This window comes from Paenibacillus sambharensis (genome assembly GCF_003233845.1).
Lineage (GTDB): Bacteria > Bacillota > Bacilli > Paenibacillales > Paenibacillaceae > Paenibacillus_I > Paenibacillus_I sambharensis.
On sequence record NZ_QKRB01000044.1, the window covers coordinates 626,928 to 650,008 of the forward strand.

At 55.2% G+C, this 23,081-nt stretch carries 29 protein-coding genes; 27 read left to right on the forward strand and 2 right to left on the reverse strand.

Translation table 11 applies throughout. The features are described 5' to 3' along the window. The first annotated feature begins 63 nt into the window (after positions 1-63). On the forward strand, positions 64-345 hold the full coding sequence (locus tag DNH61_RS14235; protein ID WP_111147302.1) for a CopG family ribbon-helix-helix protein: 282 nt from the start codon (positions 64-66) through the stop codon (positions 343-345). Between the two features lie 3 nt (positions 346-348). Then, positions 349-699 carry a type II toxin-antitoxin system PemK/MazF family toxin gene (locus DNH61_RS14240; protein WP_111147303.1) on the forward strand — a complete coding sequence of 117 codons (351 nt, stop codon included), beginning with the start codon at positions 349-351 and terminating at the stop codon, positions 697-699. A gap of 110 nt (positions 700-809) precedes the next feature. On the opposite strand, the gene cypX is transcribed toward DNH61_RS14240, so the two are convergent. Continuing rightward, positions 810-2,057, reverse strand: coding sequence for a pulcherriminic acid synthase (gene cypX, locus DNH61_RS14245; protein WP_111147304.1), 1,248 nt, complete (start codon positions 2,055-2,057; stop codon positions 810-812). A gap of 19 nt (positions 2,058-2,076) precedes the next feature. After that, positions 2,077-2,805, reverse strand: a complete 729-nt coding sequence (locus DNH61_RS14250) for a tRNA-dependent cyclodipeptide synthase (RefSeq protein ID WP_111147305.1) — start codon at positions 2,803-2,805, stop codon at positions 2,077-2,079. A 270-nt stretch (positions 2,806-3,075) separates the two neighbouring features. Between DNH61_RS14250 and DNH61_RS14255 the strand changes: the two genes are divergently transcribed. The 25 genes from DNH61_RS14255 (at position 3,076) to DNH61_RS14365 (ending at position 23,073) form a co-directional block, all read left to right on the forward strand. Beyond that, complete coding sequence (locus tag DNH61_RS14255) at positions 3,076-3,561, forward strand: MarR family transcriptional regulator (protein WP_111147306.1); 486 nt, start codon at positions 3,076-3,078, stop codon at positions 3,559-3,561. A 10-nt stretch (positions 3,562-3,571) separates the two neighbouring features. After that, positions 3,572-4,789: an MFS transporter gene (locus DNH61_RS14260; protein WP_111147307.1), complete on the forward strand. Its 1,218-nt coding sequence runs from the start codon at positions 3,572-3,574 to the stop codon at positions 4,787-4,789. A 122-nt stretch (positions 4,790-4,911) separates the two neighbouring features. Beyond that, positions 4,912-6,072 carry a YhgE/Pip domain-containing protein gene (locus DNH61_RS14265; protein WP_111147308.1) on the forward strand — a complete coding sequence of 387 codons (1,161 nt, stop codon included), beginning with the start codon at positions 4,912-4,914 and terminating at the stop codon, positions 6,070-6,072. Positions 6,073-6,180: 108 nt separating this feature from the next. Beyond that, positions 6,181-6,789: a TetR family transcriptional regulator gene (locus tag DNH61_RS14270; protein ID WP_181438712.1), complete on the forward strand. Its 609-nt coding sequence runs from the start codon at positions 6,181-6,183 to the stop codon at positions 6,787-6,789. Between the two features lie 160 nt (positions 6,790-6,949). Beyond that, the gene (locus DNH61_RS14275) at positions 6,950-7,681 is read left to right on the forward strand and encodes an SAF domain-containing protein (protein WP_111147310.1); all 732 of its coding nucleotides are present in this window, start codon (positions 6,950-6,952) and stop codon (positions 7,679-7,681) included. Next, the gene (locus DNH61_RS14280; RefSeq protein ID WP_111147311.1) at positions 7,678-8,529 is read left to right on the forward strand and encodes a CpaE/TadZ family protein; all 852 of its coding nucleotides are present in this window, start codon (positions 7,678-7,680) and stop codon (positions 8,527-8,529) included. Before DNH61_RS14275 ends, DNH61_RS14280 begins: the two co-directional genes overlap by 4 nt. After that, the gene (locus DNH61_RS14285) at positions 8,526-9,905 is read left to right on the forward strand and encodes an ATPase, T2SS/T4P/T4SS family (RefSeq protein ID WP_111147312.1); all 1,380 of its coding nucleotides are present in this window, start codon (positions 8,526-8,528) and stop codon (positions 9,903-9,905) included. The genes DNH61_RS14280 and DNH61_RS14285 overlap by 4 nt, the downstream gene beginning before the upstream one ends. Further along, positions 9,905-10,837, forward strand: coding sequence for a type II secretion system F family protein (locus DNH61_RS14290; RefSeq protein WP_111147313.1), 933 nt, complete (start codon positions 9,905-9,907; stop codon positions 10,835-10,837). The genes DNH61_RS14285 and DNH61_RS14290 overlap by 1 nt, the downstream gene beginning before the upstream one ends. A gap of 18 nt (positions 10,838-10,855) precedes the next feature. Continuing rightward, entirely contained in the window at positions 10,856-11,755 is a 900-nt protein-coding gene (locus DNH61_RS14295) for a hypothetical protein (RefSeq protein ID WP_111147314.1), read from the forward strand. Positions 11,756-11,777: 22 nt separating this feature from the next. Next, entirely contained in the window at positions 11,778-11,927 is a 150-nt protein-coding gene (locus tag DNH61_RS26420) for a hypothetical protein (RefSeq protein ID WP_181438713.1), read from the forward strand. 34 nt (positions 11,928-11,961) lie between these two features. Then, a complete protein-coding gene (locus DNH61_RS26425) occupies positions 11,962-12,108 on the forward strand; it encodes a hypothetical protein (RefSeq protein WP_181438714.1) in 147 nt (48 codons plus the stop codon). Further along, entirely contained in the window at positions 12,105-12,530 is a 426-nt protein-coding gene (locus DNH61_RS14300; protein ID WP_111147315.1) for a hypothetical protein, read from the forward strand. The genes DNH61_RS26425 and DNH61_RS14300 overlap by 4 nt, the downstream gene beginning before the upstream one ends. A gap of 238 nt (positions 12,531-12,768) precedes the next feature. Further along, the gene (locus DNH61_RS14305; RefSeq protein ID WP_111147316.1) at positions 12,769-13,251 is read left to right on the forward strand and encodes a hypothetical protein; all 483 of its coding nucleotides are present in this window, start codon (positions 12,769-12,771) and stop codon (positions 13,249-13,251) included. 152 nt (positions 13,252-13,403) lie between these two features. Then, on the forward strand, positions 13,404-14,678 hold the full coding sequence (locus DNH61_RS14310) for a M24 family metallopeptidase (protein ID WP_111147317.1): 1,275 nt from the start codon (positions 13,404-13,406) through the stop codon (positions 14,676-14,678). Between the two features lie 246 nt (positions 14,679-14,924). Next, on the forward strand, positions 14,925-15,467 hold the full coding sequence (gene sigY / locus DNH61_RS14315) for an RNA polymerase sigma factor SigY (RefSeq protein WP_111147318.1): 543 nt from the start codon (positions 14,925-14,927) through the stop codon (positions 15,465-15,467). After that, positions 15,451-15,834: a YxlC family protein gene (locus tag DNH61_RS14320; protein ID WP_146241021.1), complete on the forward strand. Its 384-nt coding sequence runs from the start codon at positions 15,451-15,453 to the stop codon at positions 15,832-15,834. Before sigY ends, DNH61_RS14320 begins: the two co-directional genes overlap by 17 nt. Further along, complete coding sequence (locus DNH61_RS14325; RefSeq protein WP_111147320.1) at positions 15,827-16,054, forward strand: sigmaY antisigma factor component; 228 nt, start codon at positions 15,827-15,829, stop codon at positions 16,052-16,054. The genes DNH61_RS14320 and DNH61_RS14325 overlap by 8 nt, the downstream gene beginning before the upstream one ends. A 90-nt stretch (positions 16,055-16,144) precedes the next feature. Then, a complete protein-coding gene (locus tag DNH61_RS14330) occupies positions 16,145-16,351 on the forward strand; it encodes a PLD nuclease N-terminal domain-containing protein (protein ID WP_245948177.1) in 207 nt (68 codons plus the stop codon). Continuing rightward, entirely contained in the window at positions 16,351-17,280 is a 930-nt protein-coding gene (locus tag DNH61_RS14335) for an ABC transporter ATP-binding protein (protein ID WP_111147321.1), read from the forward strand. The genes DNH61_RS14330 and DNH61_RS14335 overlap by 1 nt, the downstream gene beginning before the upstream one ends. Further along, the gene (locus tag DNH61_RS14340; RefSeq protein WP_111147322.1) at positions 17,277-18,128 is read left to right on the forward strand and encodes an ABC transporter permease; all 852 of its coding nucleotides are present in this window, start codon (positions 17,277-17,279) and stop codon (positions 18,126-18,128) included. Before DNH61_RS14335 ends, DNH61_RS14340 begins: the two co-directional genes overlap by 4 nt. 146 nt (positions 18,129-18,274) lie before the next feature. Further along, positions 18,275-18,655, forward strand: coding sequence for an ATPase (locus DNH61_RS14345; protein WP_111147323.1), 381 nt, complete (start codon positions 18,275-18,277; stop codon positions 18,653-18,655). A 160-nt stretch (positions 18,656-18,815) separates the two neighbouring features. Further along, positions 18,816-19,103, forward strand: a complete 288-nt coding sequence (gene gatC / locus DNH61_RS14350; RefSeq protein WP_111147324.1) for an Asp-tRNA(Asn)/Glu-tRNA(Gln) amidotransferase subunit GatC — start codon at positions 18,816-18,818, stop codon at positions 19,101-19,103. Positions 19,104-19,149: 46 nt separating this feature from the next. Next, positions 19,150-20,592, forward strand: a complete 1,443-nt coding sequence (gene gatA, locus DNH61_RS14355; protein ID WP_425452248.1) for an Asp-tRNA(Asn)/Glu-tRNA(Gln) amidotransferase subunit GatA — start codon at positions 19,150-19,152, stop codon at positions 20,590-20,592. Between the two features lie 33 nt (positions 20,593-20,625). Continuing rightward, complete coding sequence (gene gatB / locus DNH61_RS14360) at positions 20,626-22,068, forward strand: Asp-tRNA(Asn)/Glu-tRNA(Gln) amidotransferase subunit GatB (RefSeq protein WP_111147326.1); 1,443 nt, start codon at positions 20,626-20,628, stop codon at positions 22,066-22,068. Between the two features lie 294 nt (positions 22,069-22,362). After that, positions 22,363-23,073 (forward strand): MgtC/SapB family protein, encoded by a 711-nt coding sequence (locus tag DNH61_RS14365; protein WP_342771443.1) that lies wholly within the window; start codon positions 22,363-22,365, stop codon positions 23,071-23,073. Positions 23,074-23,081 lie beyond the last annotated feature (8 nt).

Sequence of the window (23,081 nt, forward strand, 5' to 3'; positions counted from 1 at the left end):
CCTAATAAACGGACATAATGGTAATAGTGTTTTTCTGGAAATGTCTTTGGAGGTGCGTTATTCTTGGCCAATATACAGAATACCAAACGTATCATGATCAGTTTGCCGGATCACTTGCTGCAGGAAGTGGACGGTATCGTTGCACGTGAGAACTCCAACCGCAGCGAATTTATCCGTCAGGCTATGAAGTTGTATTTGATCGAACGCAAGAGGCGGCAAATCCGTGAATCGATGCAGCGCGGATATCTGGAGATGGCAAAGATTAACTTGAATATGGCCTCGGAAGCCTTTCAAGCGGAGGAAGATGCCGACGGCACACTCGGTCGTCTCGTAAGCGGGGTGTAGTCTTTGATTGTAAAACGCGGCGATGTGTTTTTTGCGGATTTATCACCGGTTGTCGGCTCAGAGCAGGGAGGCGTCCGGCCAGTTCTCGTTATTCAGAACGACATCGGCAACCGCTTCAGCCCAACAGTTATCGTAGCCGCTATTACAGCGCAGATTCAGAAGGCGAAGCTGCCAACGCATGTCGAGATTGACGCGGAAACTCATGGCTTTGACCGTGATTCCGTCATTTTGCTTGAACAGATCCGCACAATCGACAAGCAGCGGCTGACTGACAAGATCACGCATCTTGATGATGATACGATGCGCAAGGTGGACGAATCGCTGCAGATCAGCGTCGGATTGATTGATTTTTAATAGGAATGATCCATAGAGAACCGGGCAGCCGGTTCTTTTTTTTGAAAGCAAAGCCGATTTTCCCGCGTGGGAAACATCGGCTTTGCTTGTTTACAGGGGGATATACGCTGCTACAATCCGGAAGCGGGACTATCCACTGTGACAGGGTCAAAAAGTACAGGCAGGGAAGCAGGGCCCCGGGTATATAATCCGGTTTCCCGGTAGACGAATGAGTCTTCCAGCCGGATGTTCTGCATACGATCGAGCACAAGGTTTACGACAATCTCGATTTCGGCACGGGCAAATTCGGCACCTAGGCAATGATGCATGCCGGAACCAAAGGCGAGGTGGCGTGCAGCTCCAGTAAATGCGCTCTTGGGATCGAGATCGGAGCGATGGATATCGAATTCATCGGCACGTTCGAACGCAGCCGGGTCACGGTTCGCTGCCCCAATCATGCAGAAAATTATCGTATCCTGCGGCAAAATCACACCTGCAATTTCGGTGTCTTGTGCGAGCTGACGCGGTATCAGCTGAACAGGCGGTTTAAATCGCAGTGTTTCGGCAATGGCACGGGGAACCAGTGAACGGTCGGCCAACACATCCTGCATCTGATCCGGGTTATCAAGGAGGTGATAGATCAGCAAGGCCAATGTTTTATCGGCCGGCTCGGTAGCCGCCAGAAGTACGTTAAGAATTAAGGCGAGAATATCGGAGTCCGACATCGCCATCCCGTCATATTCGGCTGTACAGAGCATGGATATAAGGTCATGTCCTGGACGAGCCCGGCGTTCTTTGATCACGGGGGCAAGATAGTTTGCCAGCTGTTCACTGCACCAGAGAGAGTAAGCGCGAGCTTCCATAGGCTGATTAAGGGTAGTGATAAAATCCGCTACTCCACTGTGCCAATCTTGAATCTGCTGGTGGTCTCGCTTGTCGAGACCGAGTATATCCATCGTTACACATACCGCGAATGTTTTTCCAAAATCGTTAACCAGGTCAACCCGGCCTTTGTCCAGATGCGGAAGCAGCAGACGTTCTGCGTTGTGTTTGATCAGATGAATCTGGTGCTCACGAAGGGTATGTCCCGAGAAGCCCCGCATAACGATCCGGCGTTTGGCAGTATGCTCCTTCCCTTTCATCTGGGCCAGAACTGGACCGCGCATCACGGGCTCTGCACGCTTGGTGAGCGACCTGGTTGTGAAAATTTCGGGATGCTGCAGGACATACCGGACATCCTCATAACGGCTGATAAAATAACCGTCCACCGATTCTTCATAATGAACCGGATCTGATTCGCGGAGAAAGGCAAAGTAATCATAAGGGTTCCGGGCAAATTCGTCTGACAATACACTGAATGATCGGATGGATGCTTTCATTATGGATTCCTCCTTGAGATTAAACTTGCTGTAATACCTGATGGGGTTCACTAACCAGCAGATAGCCCTGATTAGGCCTCATCTGTAAGGGAAAGGCACCCCCTGCAATCAGTTCCCCGAGCTTCCACGGCTGGTGATAGGCGAGCAATGTTTCTTCAATTCCCAATATATCAGCCCCGCCGAGAAACAACGGCAGTTCCGCAAGCACATACTGCACAGCCAGTTCAAGCATTTCCTCATGTACTGCTTCGAGTACCTGATTAACGCCGCGTGCACGTCCCAGGAGGGCCGTATGGGACATCGAGAGGCATGCATTGCGAAAGGCTGGCTGATCGTGGAATAAGGCTTCGACTTCCTCGCGCAGACTGCGGTAAGCGGCTTGTTCCCCAAAGTCAGAAAAGGTGTGGATGGCTTGAGGCTCAGCCCCGTGTTCACTCAGCGCCCGTTGTGCGAAGCGGCGGTTGCGGCTCACTTCCTTGCGAACCTTCGCGTCCGCTTTACCGCGCGGCGTACCCAGCGCTTCAAGCAGGTTGGCCGCCTCGCGGCCGGCGAGCAGGACGGACACGGCATCAAAGCTCCGGACCGCCCAGCCGATCAGCTTGTAAATATACGCCTCGGAGAAACGGCTGTTGAACGGGCTGATACCGACAAGGATGTGCTTACGGCGCTGCAGGATGGCATTGCAGTTACTTGATAACGGCTGGGTCTTGAAAATCTGGTTATCTGCCAGGACTCTGGGCAATAACATCGTAGGATTCTCCTTTCTTGTGCTGGGATAATAGCAATAATCGCGATTATTGTTTACCAGTTAACCATTTGTAGTCTATTCCTAAAATTTCCCAGTGTCAATCAGGGAATTCCCTTAGTTGCTGATTATGTGGTGTAATTTTTTATTGAAATGAACCCAAGTACCTGTATTGACAGCTTACATTACAAGTAGTAAAATCCATTTTGTTAACAGGTGAACAATAAGTAAGGCTTGTTTCGCTGGTACCTACACCGGAAGGAGAGCAGATGCATGAATGATCCTGCCAAGCAGATGATTTATGAGCTATACCTAAGGCTGCTCCATTTGAATGAGCAGAAAGCAGACACGGACATCCGCTCTTTTTTGGAAGAGGCAATTGGGGAGAGACAGACACTTCCCGGCAATATGACAAGTATTCATGTTGTGGATTGCATCGGACGGCATGAGCCAATCAACAGCAGCACAATCGCAAGGAAGATGAATTTGTCGAAGGCTAATATCACTAAAATCAGCACCAGGCTGCTGGAGGAAGGCTTCATCAGACGGTTTCAGCTGACAGATAACAAGAAGGAGGTATATTTTCGGCTAACTCCGAAGGGCAGGCAGGTGTTTGAGCTTCATGAGAAGGTTCATAAGCAGAAGGAGGAGCAATTTTACACATTTCTTGACGGTTATTCAGAGGCGGAGTTGAGCGTGATATTAAAATTTATGCGAGATATGACAATCCGGAGTGAGAATGAGCATACGAAAGGGTAGGTGACCTGTTGTGAGACAAGCGGGTACACATGCTGTCTATGTGCTTTATGTGGTCAGTTTAAGCGCATTTTTTGCATCGCTAAATCAAAATATCTATTCACCGGTTATACCACTAGTCCGTGATGTTTTTGATGTCTCCCTGCACAGCGTTAATTTAACGGTATCGCTTTTTATTTTTATTACAGCGGTCATGCAGCTGATCTTTGGTCCTCTTATTGATTTGAAAGGGGCAAGGAAGGTCCTTATTCCGGGAATATTGCTGGCCATTGGGGCCAGTATCGGCTGTGCGCTGACCTCTAATTTTGTACTGTTCACTATATTTCGTTCGCTGCAGGCTGTTGGGACAGCCGCCGTTCCGGTTATTGCAGCGGCCGCGATCGGACAGCTGTTTACAGGTAGCGAACGCGGCAGGGCAATGGCCACTTATCAGATGCTGCTGTCGGTAGCCCCTGCGATTGCTCCTGTTATTGGCGGTGTTGTGGGCGGTGCATGGGGCTATTCGGGCATATTCTGGTTTCTTGCAGGAACCTCGGTGCTGCTGCTCGCCATGAACCTGCTTTTCTTTCCAAAGGATAAGCCAGCGGCTGCTCGCTCTCTGAACCTCCATACAATGATCAACCATTATCGCAGTATTATGAGAAACAGGACAGGGGGCGCCGTTTTAACACTGGGCTTTCTGGCCTTTTTGATATATTTTGCGGTTCTTGTCTATCTACCGGTTGTGCTGACGGATCATTATCGGCTAAGTCTGGCTCTTGTAGGTCTGTTATACGTACCGGCAGCAGGCAGTACAGTGGCAGGCAGTTTGCTTTTTAAATATTTGCAGACTCGTAGACCCCTGCCCCAATTATGCTGGCTCTTTAATGCCGGCTTGGCTCTCGCATCCGCAGGTTTTGCGCTTACGCATTCATGGACCCTTGCAGGGATGTCAGCAGCTCTAGTGGTGATCGGTATCTGCATTGGCGCTCTGTCTCCGCTTTATGCCACGATGATGGCAGGTGAGTTTGAAGACAGCAGAGCCAGTGCGATCGGCGGGTATAACTTTGTCCGGTACATTGGCATGGCGGCTGGTCCCGTGCTGCTCAGCTGGTGTCTTGCGATTATATCGCCGCTGGAGTTTTTCCTTGGTCTAGGGCTGCTGCTTGGCGTAGTATTCATGCTCTGGCTGAGGCTGCTCCAAGCGGGAAGCTCCAAGTCGGCGGAGGGCGTGGATTTGTCCCGGTCTTAGGTGAATAACCGGCGGTTATTGACAGTAACGCCTGCAGTGTCTATAATGACCGTGTTAAACAATCGTTTAGAACAAATGTTTTAAACGATTGTTTGCAAGAGATACAGAGAAGGAGTGGAAGGATGAGAAAGACACTGCAGGCTTTTTTTAAACGGCCTACAACGATTATTGGAATTGCAACAGCGCTGCTGTTCCAGCTGATTTTCTCGGTGGTGTGGATGACTGGTTATGCAGGAATTTCCGACCGGACGGAGAACCTGACAGTCGGCGTTGTAAGTGAGGACGAGATGCTCGGCACAACGATTATAGAGAATTTAAAGCAAACGCTGCCCGTGCAGGTGCGGGAGGTGGCTGAGCTTTCTTCTGCGGAGACGATGCTGAATGAGCGGGAGCTGCAGATGATCGTACATATTCCGGCCGGCTTCTCAGCGAAGGTGACGGGCGGTGAGGAGACGGCTGTCCTGAACTATACGATTAATGAGTCGAACCCGCAGATGATCAAGACGATGATGTCGGGCATGGCGGCTCAGATTACATCTACCGTCAATAAGCAGGCCGTCGCAAGCGGCGCGGCGAATGTGCTTGGGGGCCTTAACATGCCGCAGGCGCAGGCGGCTGCAGTAGGCGCTGCGCTGTCTGAGCGGGTGGTGTCCGAGATGCAGATGACCAACCCCGTGCAGGGCATCAACAATCAGATGGTGCCGATGATGATGGTGCTGGCTTCTTATGTAGGTGCGATGATCATGGCCCAGAACCTGCATCTGTCTTCACTGGCCGTGCGGGCCCAGGCAGGACGCTGGCAGGTATTTGGAGCCCGGGTGGTTATTAATGTCGCGGCTGCCGTTGTCGTATCACTGGCCGGGTCGGCCTTTGTGCTTGCGCTTGGCGGGCAGTCTGCACAGGGCTTCCTGGCATTATGGGGCTTTCAGGCACTGTTTGTGCTGACCTTTATGTTTGTGGCCCAGATGTTCCTGATCATCTTCGGTATGGCTGGTATGCTGTTCAACATCTTGACGCTGTCGGCTCAGCTCGTGTCTTCTGGAGCTATGATGCCGAGAGAGATGCTGTCCGATTTTTACCAGGGACTCAGCAGTATATTCCCGGCAACCTATGCGGTGGAAGGCAGCATGAACATCCTGTTCGGAGGTCCTGGCATAGAACATGCCGCGCTAGGCCTGCTCTATGTGCTTGGGGTGGTAGTGGCAGTCAGCGCGCTGGCAACTGCTCTGCGCAGAGGGAATGCCGGGGCAAAGGCAGGCTTGCCGTCATCACGGCCAGCCTAGTCTTGACAGCTGAATGTGACATTATGATGGCCAGGTGGGCAAAGAGGTTGCGGACCTCCTGCCTTCGCCTCATAATGGCATCACGAGCTAGGAATTGGGGGGATAACATTGTGCCCGGAAGAAACGGATGTGAAGCTGCGCATACTGCTGGCAGCGAGGAAGCTCTTTGCCCGTCAGGGCTATGATGGAACAAGCGTACGGCAAATTTGTGAAGAGGCAAAGGTCAACGTTGCACTCGTATCCTATCATTTTGGCGGGAAGGAAAATCTGTTCAGCGCCTTGTTCGATGCCTTCTTTCCCGGCCAGCGTGTGCAGGAGGTATTGGAGCAGAAGCTGACTCCGCTTGCGGGGATCAAGCTGGTTGTGCGGGAGATAACGCTCACCAGGCTGCGTGAGCCCGAGCTGATCAGCCTGCTGCAGCAGGAGATTGTATTCCAGTCGCCAAGAATTGATATTATCCGCAAGCATGCGTTCCCTGTGTGGACTTATGTCCGGGATCTGCTCCTGGAAGGCAGGGAACAGGGAGTGTTCCGCTTCCGTTCGATCGATCACACCTTCATGTCGATGACGGGGGCCATCCTGTTCCACAAGAAGTCGGATTACTTCCGTCCGCTCTTTACCGAGGAACAGCAGGACAGCGAATCGCTGATCGCAGACATTACTGAATTTGTGCTCAGAGGGCTTGGGGTCGATCCGACAGCTTCTGCGGAAGAATGACATTAATTTGTGTAAAAAGCTGTAGACAGCTGTAGAATAATTTGGTAGACTTTCCACTATAAACGACACTAATACTAAGCAACGCTATGCGAAGAACGCAAGTGATTGGGCTTTTGCCCTGTTACTTGCGTTTTTTTTCGTTGCTTGGAAAGGAGTTCATGTGAACAGGAAACGTCATGTATGGATCTCTCTGGCTGCTGCCCTGCTGTCCGCCCTGCTTGTGTACGGCTTGTACCAGCTTCAGCTGCGCCAGATTGATCTGCAGGAGACTGTACAGGTAGCTGTCCCGGCAAAGTTTATACCAGCAGGTGTGCGGCTGGCTGCCGGAGACCTAACGGTTAAGGCCATCGCGAAGAGCGCTTATCTGCCCGGTATGCTTACGGATACGGAAGCCATGCTCGGCATGGAAACAGCCGTGCCGCTGGGAGCCGGAGAGCCGGTTCTGGAGTGGAAGCTTGACCAGTACCGGCTGCTGCCTGCACGGGATGAATCAACCTTCCAGATTCCGAAGCCGTATATTCTCTCCATCTCGAACGGAATCCGGGCGGGGGACCGCGTCCGGGTGTATACGACAGGGGAAGCAGCGGAGTCGGCCAGGCTGTTCCCGCAGGCTGTCACCGTAGCCTCTGTGAAGACATCGGCCAATACGGAGATCGATGATATGCAGAATCCCAATCTCTTATCGATGGCCAGCGGCGACCGCGAGCAGATGTATGCCTCCCGCCGCGATGCCAACGGCACCATCGATGCGATCAACCTGAACCTGACGGAGGAGGAATGGCTCATGCTGGATAATCTCTGCAAGCAGGGCAGTGTCAAGCTCGTCATCGCGTTCAGTCCGGAATCGCTGGATATTCCGGGTATGGAAGACGGGGAGGGGAATGGCCGATGAGCATAGGACCGATTCGTGCACCGCTCGTTACGTTTACCGGCTCCACGCCGAACATAGGCACAACGACAGCGGCGCTTGCGGCCGCCTGGCGCATTGCGGAGCGGAGCTCGCTGCCAGTAGCGTATTTCTGTTTGAATCTGAAGAGCTCGAAGCTGCACCGGTATTTGCGCGTGGACAAGCCGGGAATCACGCTGGATAGTTTGCGCCCGGAGCTGAAGGCAGGCTTGCTGACGCCGGAGAAGCTGAGGCAGGCTGTATTCCGCCCGGAAGCCGCGCCTAATCTCCACATCCTGTTCGGCAGCATGATGAGAGATCAGGCGGAATTTTTCTCCCCGGAGGAGATCAGGCACCTGCTGGATACCGCCCGTGCGGTATACGGAATGATCATTGCCGATGTAAACGCCTATTGGGACAATGCCGCTACGGTAACTGCCCTGCTGGAGGCAGACAGCAGGATACTGGTAACGACTACAGCACTGACGCATTTCCAGGAGGATACCAGACGATGGCTGGGTCAATCCTCCCCGCTGTTCGGCATTCCGCCTGCAGCTTATGAAACGGTCGTCATACGGCCGCCTTGGAGAAATGGGGGGTATACGATGAAGGATATTGAGAAAGAGAGCGGGCTTGCCGCGATCGGAGAACTGAAGCTGGCTGAGCCGTACTACGCTCATCTGGACAGCGGCAGTCTGGAGGAATGGCTGGGCAGGCATGAGCAGGGAAAACGGGCGATGCAGGAGACAGCAGATAAGCTCATGAACCGGCACGGTATCCGATTCGGCTCCCATATCAAGCGCCAGCCATGGTACCGCAAGCTGCTGGATCACCGCAACGGAGTCGGCTCATGAAGCCGGGGAGCGGCCGTCCAGAGGAGGTCCGCTTCTCGCCGGCAGATTATGCCGCCCGGCTGCGGCTGGCGATGCCGGAGAACGAGGGGGCGGAGATTTGGCGGCAGGATGCGGCAGAGAGCCGCAATCAGGATCTTCAGCGGCTTGCCGAGGAAATTCGCAATTATCTCGCTGCTCCGCGCGGGATGACGGAGGAGGAACGGAAAGGGTACGGGGAGCGGTTGAACAGGGCGGTACTCGGCTTTCCGCGTGAGCGTGCGGAGATTCTCGCTGTCATAACCGACCGGCTGATCCGGCAGCGGATACACCGTCTGCCTGGCGGACATCATCCGTACCGGAGCCTGGCGGACGCTCTGTTTGCCGAGGTGGTGGGCCTGAATGTGCTGGAGCTTGTTCTTGCCAACAAGGAAGGCTTGGAAGAAATTCAGGTGGTCGGCACCCGGATCTATGAGGTGCGCGGCGGGGAGGCTGTGATGTCGGAGCACCGCTTCGCCTCAGTTAAGGAAGTGGAACGGATTCAGCAGAATCTGGTGCTGTATAACAATGACCGCATTACTCCGCGCAAACGATGGGCGGAGGTGTCGCTGAGCGACGGCTCGCGGGTAACGCTAACGGGATTTGGTTTCACAGCCGAACCAACCTTGACCATCCGGTTCTACACCGTCAGACACTATGACCTTGATACCCTATGCGCGGAGGAATACGGAACGATGGATAAGCAGGTGAAGGAGCTGCTGCTTGCCGTTCTTCACGTACGCCGCAACCTTGTTGTCATCGGTGCGACCAACTCAGGCAAGACGCATCTGCTTAAGGCGCTGCTGGCTGAGCTGCCGGATGAAGAGCGGATTATTACAATCGAAGGCCGGCATGAAATGATGCTTGGGCGCGATTTTCCCGCTATGAATGTCATTGAGTATGAGGTGGATGAAGAAGACCCGCTGCACCGCTCGATGCAGGCCTTCAAGCTTGCGCTGAGGCAGTCGCCCAGGCGGATCGTACATGCAGAGATACGGGATGAGGATGCGAACATCTATGTAAGGGCCTGTACGAGGGGGCACTCGGGAAGTATGACGACGGTTCACGCCAATGAGCTGGAGGATGTGCCGGAGGCGATTACCGATATGTGCATGCTGGACGGCCGTGCGATGAACGCGGAGCGGCTCGCAAGGCGTATCACCCGGTACGTAACTCAGGTTGGCATTGAGATGCGTATCATAGGCGGCAAGCGCCGCGTGGCCCGGATCGGTGCCTACGAATGGCGGGAAGGAAGCACGCATGTCCGTAATCTGGCCGTCTACGATGAGCAGCGGAATGGCTGGATGATGGATGAAGAGGCGGTTCGGGGCACGATTTCAGGGTGGAAGGGGGCGGTGTGATGTCTTGGCAGGTTGGGGCGGCTGCAATTGTGCTGTTCATACTGGTCTTCATCACGGTCAGACGGCTGATCCTCCTGCTGGGCGAGCAGGGAGCACACCGGGAACGGTTAGCTTACCACAGGAGGAACGGCCTTCGCAGAAGGGCGGCGGGCATAGCTGGCAGGCTGTGGCGCCGGGACGGCCACCTGTCTATTCTGCTTGCGAGTGTGCGGTGGCAGGTGCAGCCGGGCGCTTTTCTTGTACTGACCGTATTATCCGGATTGGGTGGAGTGGCGGCCGGAGCGCTTCTGATTCAGACGCTGAAGGGAACGCTGCTGCTGTTTCTGCTTGCGCTGGGCACACCCTATCTGGTGCTGCGGATGGTATTGACCCACAGGCAGCTGCAGAGCCGGGCAGACTTTCTGCCTGCGGTCGAGCTGTTTTATCAGAGCTATATGATGACAGGGGGACATCACGTGCGTACGGCATTACGCCGGACTGTTGAGGAGCGCCGGCTGCTCGGGCCGATGCATGCGGTGTTCGACCAGCTGTACCGTAACCTGTCCATTAAGGAGGATGCGGAGTCAAGCCTGCGGATATTCGCTTCGGCGCTTGGCCATGTATGGGGAGATTACTTTGCCAATATTCTGAGAGTCGGACTATCGGAGGGCTGCAGGGTCGGGGATAATCTGAAGACGCTGATTACCGATATGCGCCAGTCCCAGCTTGCCAACCAGCAGGAGAGGAACCGGCTGCTAGAGATCCGGCTGGCCAACTTCTCGCCGATTCTGTTCCTGGCCTTATTCATGGGAATCAACATGCATTACACGCCGGACAGCGCTTATCAGTATTATGTCCTTGACCCGAAGGGCAGGGATATGATTCTCAATGCATTTGTTCTTATATTCGCGTCCTTCGTCATGGGGATCTATTTGTCACGCAGGAAAATGTGAGCAGGGGGGATGGCATTAATGGGGGATCAGGTTTACCGGCTGGTCGTGATGCTGATGGTGGCCGGCCAGTTCGTGGTTGGTGTGACGATGTTCATCCACCTGCTGCGGGCGATTATGCACAGGCGGCCGCGTTGGAGCGGTTTTGCAGGTGATGAAGGTCCGGAGAGGCTGACGGTACCCGAGGGACTGCTGCGCGTCCTTGGAATCTCGCGAAGCGGTGCTTATTATCTGGAACGGGAAGCGATTCTTGCGGGCTGCGGGCTGACCTTTGACCCAGGGCTGTACGCGGCGATCCGGCGGCTGCTTATAATCGGCAGTATGGGCTGCGGGGTGGCGCTGGCTTTGTACCCGAATTTCATTCCGTCGGGAGGGCTGCCGGTGTACGGCCCGGCTGCTTTGTCCTTCGCGGCGGCGGCTGTGGCCCTATGGGATCTTCCTATGCTGGAGGCATTTCGCAGCTACCGGTCTGAGCGGATTATGAGGGAAATTCACGCGATCAGCAACCAGCTGCTGTACTTTGCCGGATCGTCGCTCCATATTCATGCGAAGCTGACTCGCTGCCTGCCCTACACCTCGGCGATACGGGGGGATTTAGAGCGGATGCTTGGCGAATGGTACCACGATGCGGATTCCGCGCTGAGGCGCTTCAAACAGCGGCTGGGTACAGCTGAGGGAGCGGGTTTCGCAGAAACAATAGAGGCGATGCGGATGCACGAGGATGAAGCTTATTATGAGCTGCTGAAGGAACGGATTGCCGATTATAAGGCCAAGCTTGAATTGAAGAAGGAAAGCCGCAAGGAATCGGCATCCTATGTGCTTTTCATATTGGCAGGTGTCCCGATTTTGTACACCTTTCAGATTTTTATTTATCCATGGGTTCAGGAAGGGCAGAAGCTGTTCCAATCATTGAACTCTTAACCGACCAAGGAGGAATTTAGTTGTGCGAAATATTTTGATGACAGTTATGCTGCTGGTGGTTGTTATTCTGCTGTTCAACTCGATCATTGCCAAGGACGGGACAGGCACCCAGGCACAGATTGAGACGCAGGGCAATGCGGCGAATACGAAGATTGGGGCCATTAATCCTTAACGCAGGAAGCGGCAGGAACAGGAGGTGCAGCCTGATGCGGGGCTTGCTGATGACATTAATGCTGCTGGTGACAGTCATTCTGATCTACACGGCCGTTGTGGAAGGGGAGTCGGGGACGAAAGCGCAGGTCGAATCCTCCGGCAGAGCAATGAGTGAATCAATCCGGGGGATAAGCCCATGAGGTCCGTACTGGTATTTGTATTGTTCGCTGCAACCTTCTGCTGGCTGATGTTCTCTCCGATTTACAAGCATGTGCTTATCGTCAGACAAGCGGTGCTGCAGAAGGAGGTGGACTACCTGCTGGAGATCGGCGCTAACGGCGATCACGGTTATATCAGCGGCGCCATGATGAGAGAGTCGGCAGGCCGCTTGGCTGCTTATGGCCTGCAGGCCGATAAGCTTGAATATGAAGTAAGGTCTACCACCGGAGCGGCGGCAACGGATGAGGCGTCGCCCCTGCAGCGGGGTGTTGGAATTGAGCTGACGGTTCGTTATCCTTATGAACGGCTGTTCGAAATCGACCGCCTGATCGGCCTGACGCCGCCTGGCGATGATGAGCGCATGAGCGCCTATGGGCTCAAAATGAGCGAATATGTGCCTTGATAGAGGTAAGCGGCAGGGTTAACGAGGACAAGCACGTTAAGGATGACAAGGGGGAATGAGGGCTGACGAGAATTATTTTTGTTTCCTATTAAGCAGATGAGCGGGGGGCGGTCAGCAGTATGAACAATCACAGAACAGAAGGGGCGGCGATAGACAAGCGAAAGGATTGCAGGCTTACAAAGCTGATCCAGCATGGACACATTAGAGGTCCTGCCAGGAAGGAGGGGAATGAGAGAAGATGGACAAGCTGCTGATGCTGCTGTTGTTTTCAGTTGTGTGGATCATGGTCCATACGCTGCAGATCGACGAGGAAATGGCGATGCGTACGCTGTTTGAAGGCAAGCATGCCGTTAACCGTGCGGCCCACGCGGCAGCTCAGCAGCTCGATCCGCTGGCACTGAGCCGCGGGGAAATCAGGATCGCCCCCCGTGCTGCGGCTGAAGCGGGTGCAAGGTACCTGCAGGGCAATCTGAAGATTGACGAAACCGGTATGCCGCTCAGAGGGTCGAAGTTAAGAGAGCGGGCGGAGCTGCTGCTCTTCAAGGTGGTGGACGGAGATGAGAGCTTCCCTTATCACTACCGGAATGAAGCCTTCAACTACGAGGTTACGCTGCAGCGCCCAGGCGTTATCATGATCGTGCGGCTCCGTAATCCGAATGTGTTCCGCATGCTTGAGCCGATTGAGTGGGACATTAAGGGTGCGGCCGAGGTGGTCTATTGAGACGTTAGGTTGTCGAGCAGGGCCAGGTCTTGGTCTGGCGGGTTTTGGAGGTGGTTCTTCGTGGCCCGCCCTGGGTCTGGCGGGAGGTTTGACGCCATACCGGAAACCTGCTTCAATGAAGGGAACGAGAGCTGGGAAGGATGGGATTACGGATGCGGCATGACACAGTGGAAGGATCGGGCTTGTATGCGGGCGCCAGTGTTAGCTCAGTGGAATACAGCCTGCTTCCTGCTGAAGAATCGGCAGCACGGATCAGCCGGTTGCAGGAGGCTGTCAGGGAAGAGGGGCTGGACGGGTTCCTGCTCACACAGAACACGGACATCTATTATTTGACCGGTACGATGCAGACGGGCTACTGCTTCATTCCTGCTGAAGGCGAAGCAGTTCTCTATGTAAGACGCAGTGCCGAACGCGCGCGTGAGGAAGCGCATATTCGCACAGAGGAGCTGGGCGCATTCCGCGAGTTCGGCGCCAAGCTGGCGGCAGGTCTCGCTACTGCTGTGCCGCCTGACCGCAAGCGACTGATCGGCACACCGCTCGATGTGCTGCCGGCGCAGACCTATCTCAAGCTGGCTGATCTGCTGGAGCCGGCAGGGGCAGTCCTTGCGGATGCCAGTCCGGTCATGAGGCAGCTGCGGATGATCAAGTCATCCTGGGAAATCGCGCGCATCACGCAGGCTGCGCAGGCTGCGGCGGAAGCGTTGGCCGAAGCGCTGAATGACCTCAAGGAAGGCGTGTCCGAGCTGGACTGGATGGCGCGCTATGAATACGAAATCCGCAAACGGGGACATATCGGGCTTATGCGGATGCGTGCTTATAATCAGGAAGTCATCACCGGAATGGTAGGCGCCGGGGAAGCGGCGGCCGTTCCTTCTTATTTTGACGGACCGGCAGGCGGCAAGGGGCTGGGATCAGCGGCTCCGCAGAGCGTCAGCCGCCGGCTGTTCAGACGGAACGAGCCTATACTTCTTGATGTAGGCTGCTGTATTGACGGGTATATCATTGACCAGACGCGTACAGCTGTCATGGGTGAGCTTCCTGAGGAGCTGCTCCGGGCGTATGGGGTGACGGAGCGGATTATGCGGCAGACGGAGAAGCTGCTGCAGCCCGGCATCATCGCGGAGAAGCCGTATCAGGAAGCGCTGCATATGGCTGAGCAGGAAGGCTTGGCAGACCATTTCATGGGCTGCGGAGCAGACCGGGTCCGCTTCCTTGGTCATGGCATAGGGCTGGAAGTGGATGAATGGCCTGTGCTCGCCAAAGGATTCACGATGCCGCTCCGGGCAGGCATGGTCATTGCCGTGGAGCCTAAATTCACGTTCCCTGGAGCTGGGGTGGTCGGCATTGAGAACACCTACGTAATCCAGGAGGAAGGCCCGCCGCTGGCACTGACACAATCACCTGAGCAGTTAATCGTACTGCCTTAAGGGGTTATATCCGATTAGGCGCGGACCGGCTTATTTAAAGAATACAGGGAGCTTCTTAATCATGATGCGGCATGCTCGCCGCATCAACACCGGCAGTTTGGCCCGAGACGGGTCTGCTGCCGGTTTTTTTACATGACTGGGCAGGTTAAAATCAAATACCGCAAAATTTTTTTGCAGGCTGTGAACGTTTGAGGGAAGCTGGACGTCTTATGGCTGATTCCGGAATCGCAAGGGGGGCCGCAGGCAGTGACAGAGGCCGAAGAGAGAATATGGCAGCAGGCGAGAACCGACAACAAGGCGCTGGCCGCGCTGCTGCAGCAGCATTACCCGTTTTTATACAAATATATGCTGAAGATTACGATGGACCGCAATCTGGCCGAGGACCTCGTGCAGGATACGATGCTGCAGGCGATCGAGAATATCAGCGCTTATGAGGGAAGGTCTAAGTTCTCAACCTGGCTGATTGCCATCGGTACCCGGCTGTACATGGATGCCATGAGACGGAAGGTGCGAGAGCGGAAGCATCAGGAGGCCGAACGGCTGCAGGCATTGAGATCAATGAAATTCATGTCCGCTGCGGCAGGCGGCTCATGGCCGGAGGCGATGGAAGCCTTGGCCGAACTGGATTATGACATACGCGTGCCGATTATGCTGAAGCATTATTACGGCTACACGGTGGACGAGATTGCGGAGTGGATGAATATTCCGGCCGGAACGGTAAAATCCCGCATGCACAACGGTTTGAAGAAGCTGAGAAAGGAGCTGAGCGCAAATGGCAGTGAAGCGTAATAAGGACAGCGAGCGTGCTGGTCAAGCTGATGCGGCAGAACAAGAGGATCTCAAGCTGGTAGAAGCCTGGCTGCAGGAGGGTTTGGCAGATTTCGACGGGCAAACGGATATCAACGTCCCGTCATCGGCATGGTTTGAAGAATTGGCTCTTGAAGGCCGCAGATCGGCAAGGCGCAAGCTGCAGCGCGATCTGGCTATTTTCTGGCTGACGGGCGGTATTATACTCTCGGTTCTCATGCTGGTGCTGAGCAGTAATGTCATCTGGTTCATTGCGCTGCAGGGATTGGCACTTATCGGGGGTACGGGCTTTGCGGCGGTTCACTGGCTCCGCGGCACCGGCAGAGAGGTGGAGAGCAGGAATGGATGAGCTGAGAGAGCTGCCAGTGTGGGCCTTGGTTGTGCTGCCGCTTGTTCTGCTCGCCCAGTCAACCTGGCTGTTCATCGATGCGCGGAAGCGGACGAAGTACTACTGGTTCTGGGGATTGTGGGGGCTTATTCAGACGCCGATGCCGCCGCTTCTGTACATCCTGTTTGTGAGGAAGGGCTGGAAGCCGGGGAAGCGGGCTGATGGAGAACGGAAGGAATAGGGCGGAAGATTAGGGCGGTTTGACCCAAGTAGAGATAGGGCAGAGGAATGCCGGAGAGAGAAATGAACTTATACGACGGGGGATATGGGAATGGACGATTGGACAACGCTGCAGGAGCTGATGCCGGTGCTTGCGCCCGTACTGGTAATTCAATTGATATTAATGGTTACAGCTATTATTGTGTGCCTGAGGTCAGAACGGACGCGCGGACCGAAATGGGTCTGGCTGCTCGCAATTATCTTCGGCAACCTGATCGGGCCGGTGCTGTTCTTCGTTATCGGGAGGAAGAACGACTGATGGAGCTGATGCGGGTAGAGAATGTAACCAAGACATTTGGCACCACTCAGGCGGTCAAGGACATCAGCTTCTCGATTGGAGAAGGCCGCTGCGTGGCGCTGCTCGGTCCTAACGGCGCGGGCAAGACGACAACGATCCGCATGCTGACCGGTCTATTGAAGCCCACCTCGGGACAGATCCGGTTTGCCGGGGCTAATGAAGCCGATGCTTTCCGGGCTTCGATCGGATATCTGCCGCAGACACCGCCGCTCTACGGCTGGATGAACGGGCTCGAATTTCTGGTGCACTGCGGCAGAGCCAGCGGCATGACAGCAAAGGCCGCGACCACAGCTGCCAAGGAGCTGCTGGTTCGTGTCGGCCTTGAGCAGGCAGGGAAGCGCCGGGTTGGAGGCTATTCCGGGGGTATGAAGCAGCGGCTCGGCCTTGCGCAGGCTCTGATACATAAGCCGAGGCTTATCGTGCTGGACGAGCCGGTATCAGCACTCGATCCGGTCGGCCGGCGGGAGGTGCTGGAGCTGCTGCGCGAGCTGAAACGGGAGACGACAGTCCTGTTCTCCACGCATGTACTGCCAGATGCCGAGGAGTTGTGTGACGATGTAATCATTGTGGCTGCGGGCAAAGTCGCGGTTCAGGGAGCGCTGCCGGATATCCGGCGCGAGCATCAGCAGCCAGTGCTGGAGCTGCAGACCGATGGCAGTGCGCTGGCAATGTCCTGGGTGGACCGCTGGCTGGCGGCGCAGGCCGGTAAGTCTTACGTTGTGGAAGGTACAAGAACCGCAGACGGCTTCCGGCTTGTTGTCTCTGATGTGCCTGCCGCGCAAAGGGACCTCCTTCAGGCGCTGGCCGAAGCGGATATTGCGGTTCGCCGCATGGAATTCGGCCATACCTCACTGGAGGATCTATTCATGAAGGCGGTGGCATCGCAATGACGGGACCTGACAAAATGGCGGGCAGTGCCTTGGCTGCAGACCGGCCTGCCAGCAAGCTTACTTCACCACTCGTGCGGTGGTGGGTGCTTTACCGGAAGGAAATGCTGGAGTCTCTCCGAAGCTTCAAGCTGCTCTGGATGCCGCTGGTGTTTATTCTAATCGGGGCTATGCAGCCCGTCATGCTTCATATGCTGCCTGACCTGTTAGCCAGCGCCGGAAGCTTGCCGGAGAGCGTTCTGCACGAGATTCCGCGGCCTCAGGCATTTGAGGTGCTGGCCCAGACTCTGGGCCAGTATGATACGATGGGCGCGCTCATTACGGCACTGGCCTTCATGGCTGTTGTGTCAGGGGAACGGGCCAGCGGCACTGCTGCCCTAATGCTGACCAAGCCGATCTCGGCAGCGGCTTTTATCACGAGCAAATGGGCAGGGCTTCTGACAATTACGATGCTCTCCTTCTCGGCCGGCTATGCCGCAGCCTGGTATTATACCTATGTACTGTTCGGAGCGGTGGGAGCAGGCAAGTTTCTGGGGAGCCTGCTGCTGTATGGCTTGTGGCTGGTCTTTATCGGGACCTGCACGCTGCTGTTCGGTTCGCTTCTGAAGAGCGGTGCGGCAGCGGCCTTCGCGGCCTTAGGGACGGCGGCTGTCCTGTCCATTGTCAGCTCGCTGTACACGGAGCAGCTGGCATGGAGCCCGGGGCGTCTGCCCTCCTATGCATCCGCGCTGCTGACAGGCGGAGATCCGGGAAGTGCTGCGGCCGGAGCGGCTGCTTTTACAGTAGTGTGCCTGATTGCGGCCTGCGCCGGAGCGGTCGCTGCTCTACGGACTAAACCATCAGTTGACTAGCACTATAGCCCGCCCCCTTAACGTGCGTAACTTTCGATTTGCACAAGGCTCCGTTTTTTTGTAGGATAGAATCATAGACCTGATAGTTTTCGTATATTATCTATAGAATTGTACGAACAGGTACTGGCGTCAAGGGGGCGATAGCGATGTTGAAGCTGGGTCAGAAGATCGTCGTTGTGGCGGATTCATTCGAACAGAATCTTCCGATCGGAGATTACGGATATATTATTGCGTATGACCGGAATGCGGACAATGCATTCGATTACGTGATCAGGGCGCCGAAGGCCGGCAAGAACTTCTTCGTGCCCGCTGAGGATATCGAGCTGGAAGAGGTGCTGATCCGTCAGGAGGTCGACCGCGTGGAGCGGGAGGCGCTGATCGATTTTGCGCTGGCGACCCACAACGAGGAGCTGTTCCGCAGAATCATGAACGGCGGCGAAGTGGAAGAAGCTGTCGAAGAGCCGGCTAAGGATGTACAAACGCGTGAGGATTTTATCCGGCAGGTTAATTTGAAGGCCTGGATTTAAGCTGACGCTACAGGGCCCTCCCGCTTGGGAGGGCTTTTTTTGCCATTGGAGCGGTTGGTAAGCTGTGAACAGTATGCGCAGTGCATTGAGTTGTGGACATGCTCTGGGCTATAATAGGAAGAATGAGCTAGCGGATTTTAGAGGAGGTAGGATCAAGGCGATGAGCATTACGATCAAGGATGTTGACCATGTCGCGAATCTCGCGCGTCTTACGCTTTCCGATGAGGAGAAGACGACGTTTGCGGACCAGCTGAATGCGATTTTGAAATATGCGGAGAAGCTTAATGAGCTGGACACGGATAACGTGGAGCCGACCAGCCATGTGCTGCCGATTACGAATGTGCTCCGTGAGGATGAGACAAGACCGTCCTGGCCGATTGAAGATGTTATGCGCAATGCCCCGGATGAAGAGGACGGGCAGTTCCGCGTACCGGCTGTACTCGAATAATAATTGGTGCATTTGAAGGGAGGAACCGCTGTTGGCAGCTTTTGATATGCGCCTGCAGGATTTACATAACCAACTACACAGCAAGGAAATTACCGTTACCGATCTGGTGGATGCGTCCTACCGCAGAATTGCGGAGACGGAGCCGGCGGTCAAGGCGTTCATCACGCTCGATGAGGAAAATGCCCGCGCAGCCGCTGCGCAGCTGGACAAGGTGCTCCACGAAGGCGGAGAGCGCGGCCTGCTGTTTGGTCTGCCTGCTGGCATTAAGGACAATATTGTAACAGACAAGCTTACGACAACCTGTGCAAGCCAGTTCCTCAGCAACTATGACCCGATCTATGACGCGACGGTCATGAAGAAGCTGAAGGCGGCTCAGTCGGTTACGATCGGCAAGCTGAACATGGACGAATTCGCAATGGGCGGCTCGACGGAGAATTCAAGCTACGCCGTTACAACGAACCCGTGGAACAAGGAACGTGTTCCTGGCGGCTCCAGCGGCGGCTCAGCGGCTGCTGTTGCAGCAGGGCAAGTCTACTTCTCACTTGGCTCTGATACCGGCGGATCAATCCGCCAGCCTGCGGCATACTGCGGCGTTGTCGGCTTGAAGCCGACCTATGGCCTGGTTTCGCGCTTCGGCCTTGTTGCGTTTGCTTCGTCGCTGGATCAGATCGGTCCTGTTACGAAGAACGTGGAAGATTCGGTATACGTGCTGCAGGCGATTGCCGGTCATGATCCGCAGGACTCGACTTCGGCGAATGTGGCGATACCGGACTATACGGCTGCCCTGACAGGTGACGTGAAGGGTCTGCGCATCGGCGTGCCGAAGGAATATCTCGGTGAGGGCATTGATCCGAAGGTGAAGGAAGCCGTGATGGATGCGCTTCGTGTCTACGAAAGCATGGGCGCGGTCTGGGAGGAAGTGTCGATGCCGCATACGGAATATGCGGTTGCCTGCTATTACCTGTTGGCTTCGTCGGAGGCTTCCTCCAACCTGGCCCGCTTCGACGGCGTGCGCTACGGCATCCGTGCGGAGAATCCGGACAACCTGATCGATATGTACCGCAAGTCGCGGAGCGAAGGCTTCGGACCGGAAGTGAAACGCCGGATCATGCTGGGCACGTATGCGCTGAGCTCCGGTTACTATGACGCTTACTACCTGAAAGCTCAGAAGGTTCGTACGCTTATCAAGCAGGATTTCGACCAGGTGTTCGAGAAATTCGACGTCATCATCGGGCCTACGGCTCCGACGACAGCGTTCAAGCTCGGCACACAGGTGGAAGATCCGCTTACGATGTACCTGAACGATATCTGTACAATTCCGGTTAACCTTGCCGGCGTACCGGCGATCAGCGTCCCTTGCGGTCTGGCTGACGGCCTGCCGGTCGGTCTGCAGATCATCGGGAAGGCATTCGATGAGACGACGGTACTTCGCGCGGCTTACGCATACGAGCAGCAGACGGAGCATCACAAGCTGCGGCCGCAGCTGTAGGATACGAGAGAGCGAAGCAGGAGGATCGAATATATGACGGAAGCAACGAAATATGAAACGGTCATCGGGCTTGAAGTGCACGTGGAGCTGCATACGAACAGTAAAATCTTTTGCGGCTGCTCGACAGCCTTCGGAGCCCCGCCGAATACCCATACATGCCCGGTATGTCTTGGACATCCGGGCGTCCTGCCGGTGCTGAACCGCCAGGCGGTTGATTATGCAATGAAAGCGGCGATGGCGCTCAACTGCGAGATTGCGACCGAGAGCAAGTTTGACCGCAAGAACTACTTCTATCCGGATTCGCCGAAGGCGTATCAGATCTCGCAGTACGACAAGCCAATCGGCGAGAAGGGCTGGATCGACATTGAAGTGAACGGCGAGACGAAGCGGATCGGCATCACCCGTCTTCACCTGGAAGAGGATGCCGGCAAGCTGACTCATGTCGATGGCGGCTATGCGTCCCTTGTAGACTTGAACCGTGTCGGTACGCCGCTGGTGGAGATCGTATCGGAGCCGGACATCCGTACGCCGGAGGAAGCGAAGGCTTATCTGGAGAAGCTGAAGGCAATTATGCAGTACTGCGAAGTATCGGATGTGAAGATGGAGGAAGGCTCGCTGCGCTGCGATGCGAACATCAGTCTCCGCCCTTATGGGCAGGAGAAGTTCGGCACACGCACCGAGCTGAAGAACATGAACTCCTTCCGCGGCGTACAGCGTGGTCTGGAGTATGAGCAGTGGCGCCAGGCTGATGTGCTGGATTCCGGCGGCACGGTTGTGCAGGAGACACTCCGCTGGGATGATGCCAAGGGAGTCACGATCTCGATGCGCGGCAAGGAAGAAGCGCATGACTACCGGTATTTCCCGGACCCGGATCTGGTGAAGGTCTTCATTGACGATGAGTGGAAATCACGCGTGCGCGCTACAATTCCGGAGTTGCCGGATGCCCGCAAAGCGCGGTACACGAGCGAGCTCGGCCTGCCGTCGTATGACGCGGGTGTCATCACCTCATCCAAGAAGCTGGCGGATTTCTTCGAGGAGAGCCTGAATTACACGAAGGATGCCAAAGCGGTGTCCAACTGGATCATGGGTGATCTGCTTGGCTACCTCAATGCCAATAACCTGGAGATTGAGGATGTGAAGATTACCGGACAGGGGCTTGGCGAAATGATCGGCCTGCTGGAGAAGGGCACGATCAGCAGCAAGATTGCGAAGACCGTGTTCAAGGCGATGCTGGAGAGCGGCAAGCTGCCGCAGCAGATCGTCGAAGAGCAGGGACTGGTCCAGATCAGCGACGAAGGCGCGATCAAGGCGGTAGTGGATCAGATTGTGACGAACAACCCGCAGTCCGTTGAAGATTATAAGGCAGGCAAGGAGAAGGCCATCGGCTTCCTCGTCGGCCAAGTGATGAAGGAAACGAAAGGCAAGGCGAACCCGGCACTTGTCAACAAGCTGCTCGTGGAGCGGTTGAACCAGTAATTGAAGCGGCAGCCAAGACTGGCAGGCTGCATGCATCCGTATACGCAAGCCCTCCTCTGATGGAGGGCTTTTTTATTATGTATAGCTGCCTCCTCTGCCCGCGTCCTTTTCCCATTCGGGCTTTCGCCCGTTTAAAATGGCAAGGCTTTCAGCCGGTCCCATGGATTGGAAAGCTGAGTAAAATAGTCACGCTTCGGTTATTTTCTTACAATAAGAAGAGTAAACGTTTCATTAACACTTATCTAAAACCGTTGTGCTACAATACTGATATTGCAGAAAGGTAGTGAACATCAATTGCCATCTATTGGAACAGATCCCTGGTTTATTAGTGAGATGCAGGTTGCTGTCAGATTGTTTGTAGCGGTACTGCTCGGAGGCTTGATCGGATTTGAGCGGGAGCAAAATAATCATGCAGCAGGTCTGCGCACGCATATTATGGTTTGTATGGGCTCTTGTCTGCTCATGCTGCTGTCCGCATACGGGTTTGCGGCGTTCGCAGAGGAAACGAATGTCCGGATGGACCCCGCGCGTCTAGCTGCGGCTGTTATCACGGGCATCGGCTTTCTCGGAGCGGGCACGATTCTCCATACGGGCAAGTCGATCACAGGCTTGACCACGGCGGCGTCCATCTGGGTTGTATCGGCCATCGGCTTGTCGGTGGGCGCAGGATTTTATTTTGCCTCGATTTCAGCCACAATAATTGTACTATTTACCCTATGGGCGTTAAATAAGGCAGAGAGACGGTTTATGAACGGCAAGAAGGAACGGGTATTCGTCATCATGACGGATAAGCGGGCAGATATGCTGGAGAAGCTGCAGGGGCTGCTGCTTGCGAGCGGCATAATGGTGCGCAAGGCGTCCATGCAGACGGAGATTGAGAACGGGATGACACAGGACCGCCATGTGATTCGGCTGCATCTGTCGCTGCGCAAGCAGGAGGAGCCTCTGTCAGTCATGGAGAAGCTTCATCGGGTGGAAGGCGTGCAGAGCATTAGTATGGAATAAAGCGGGGG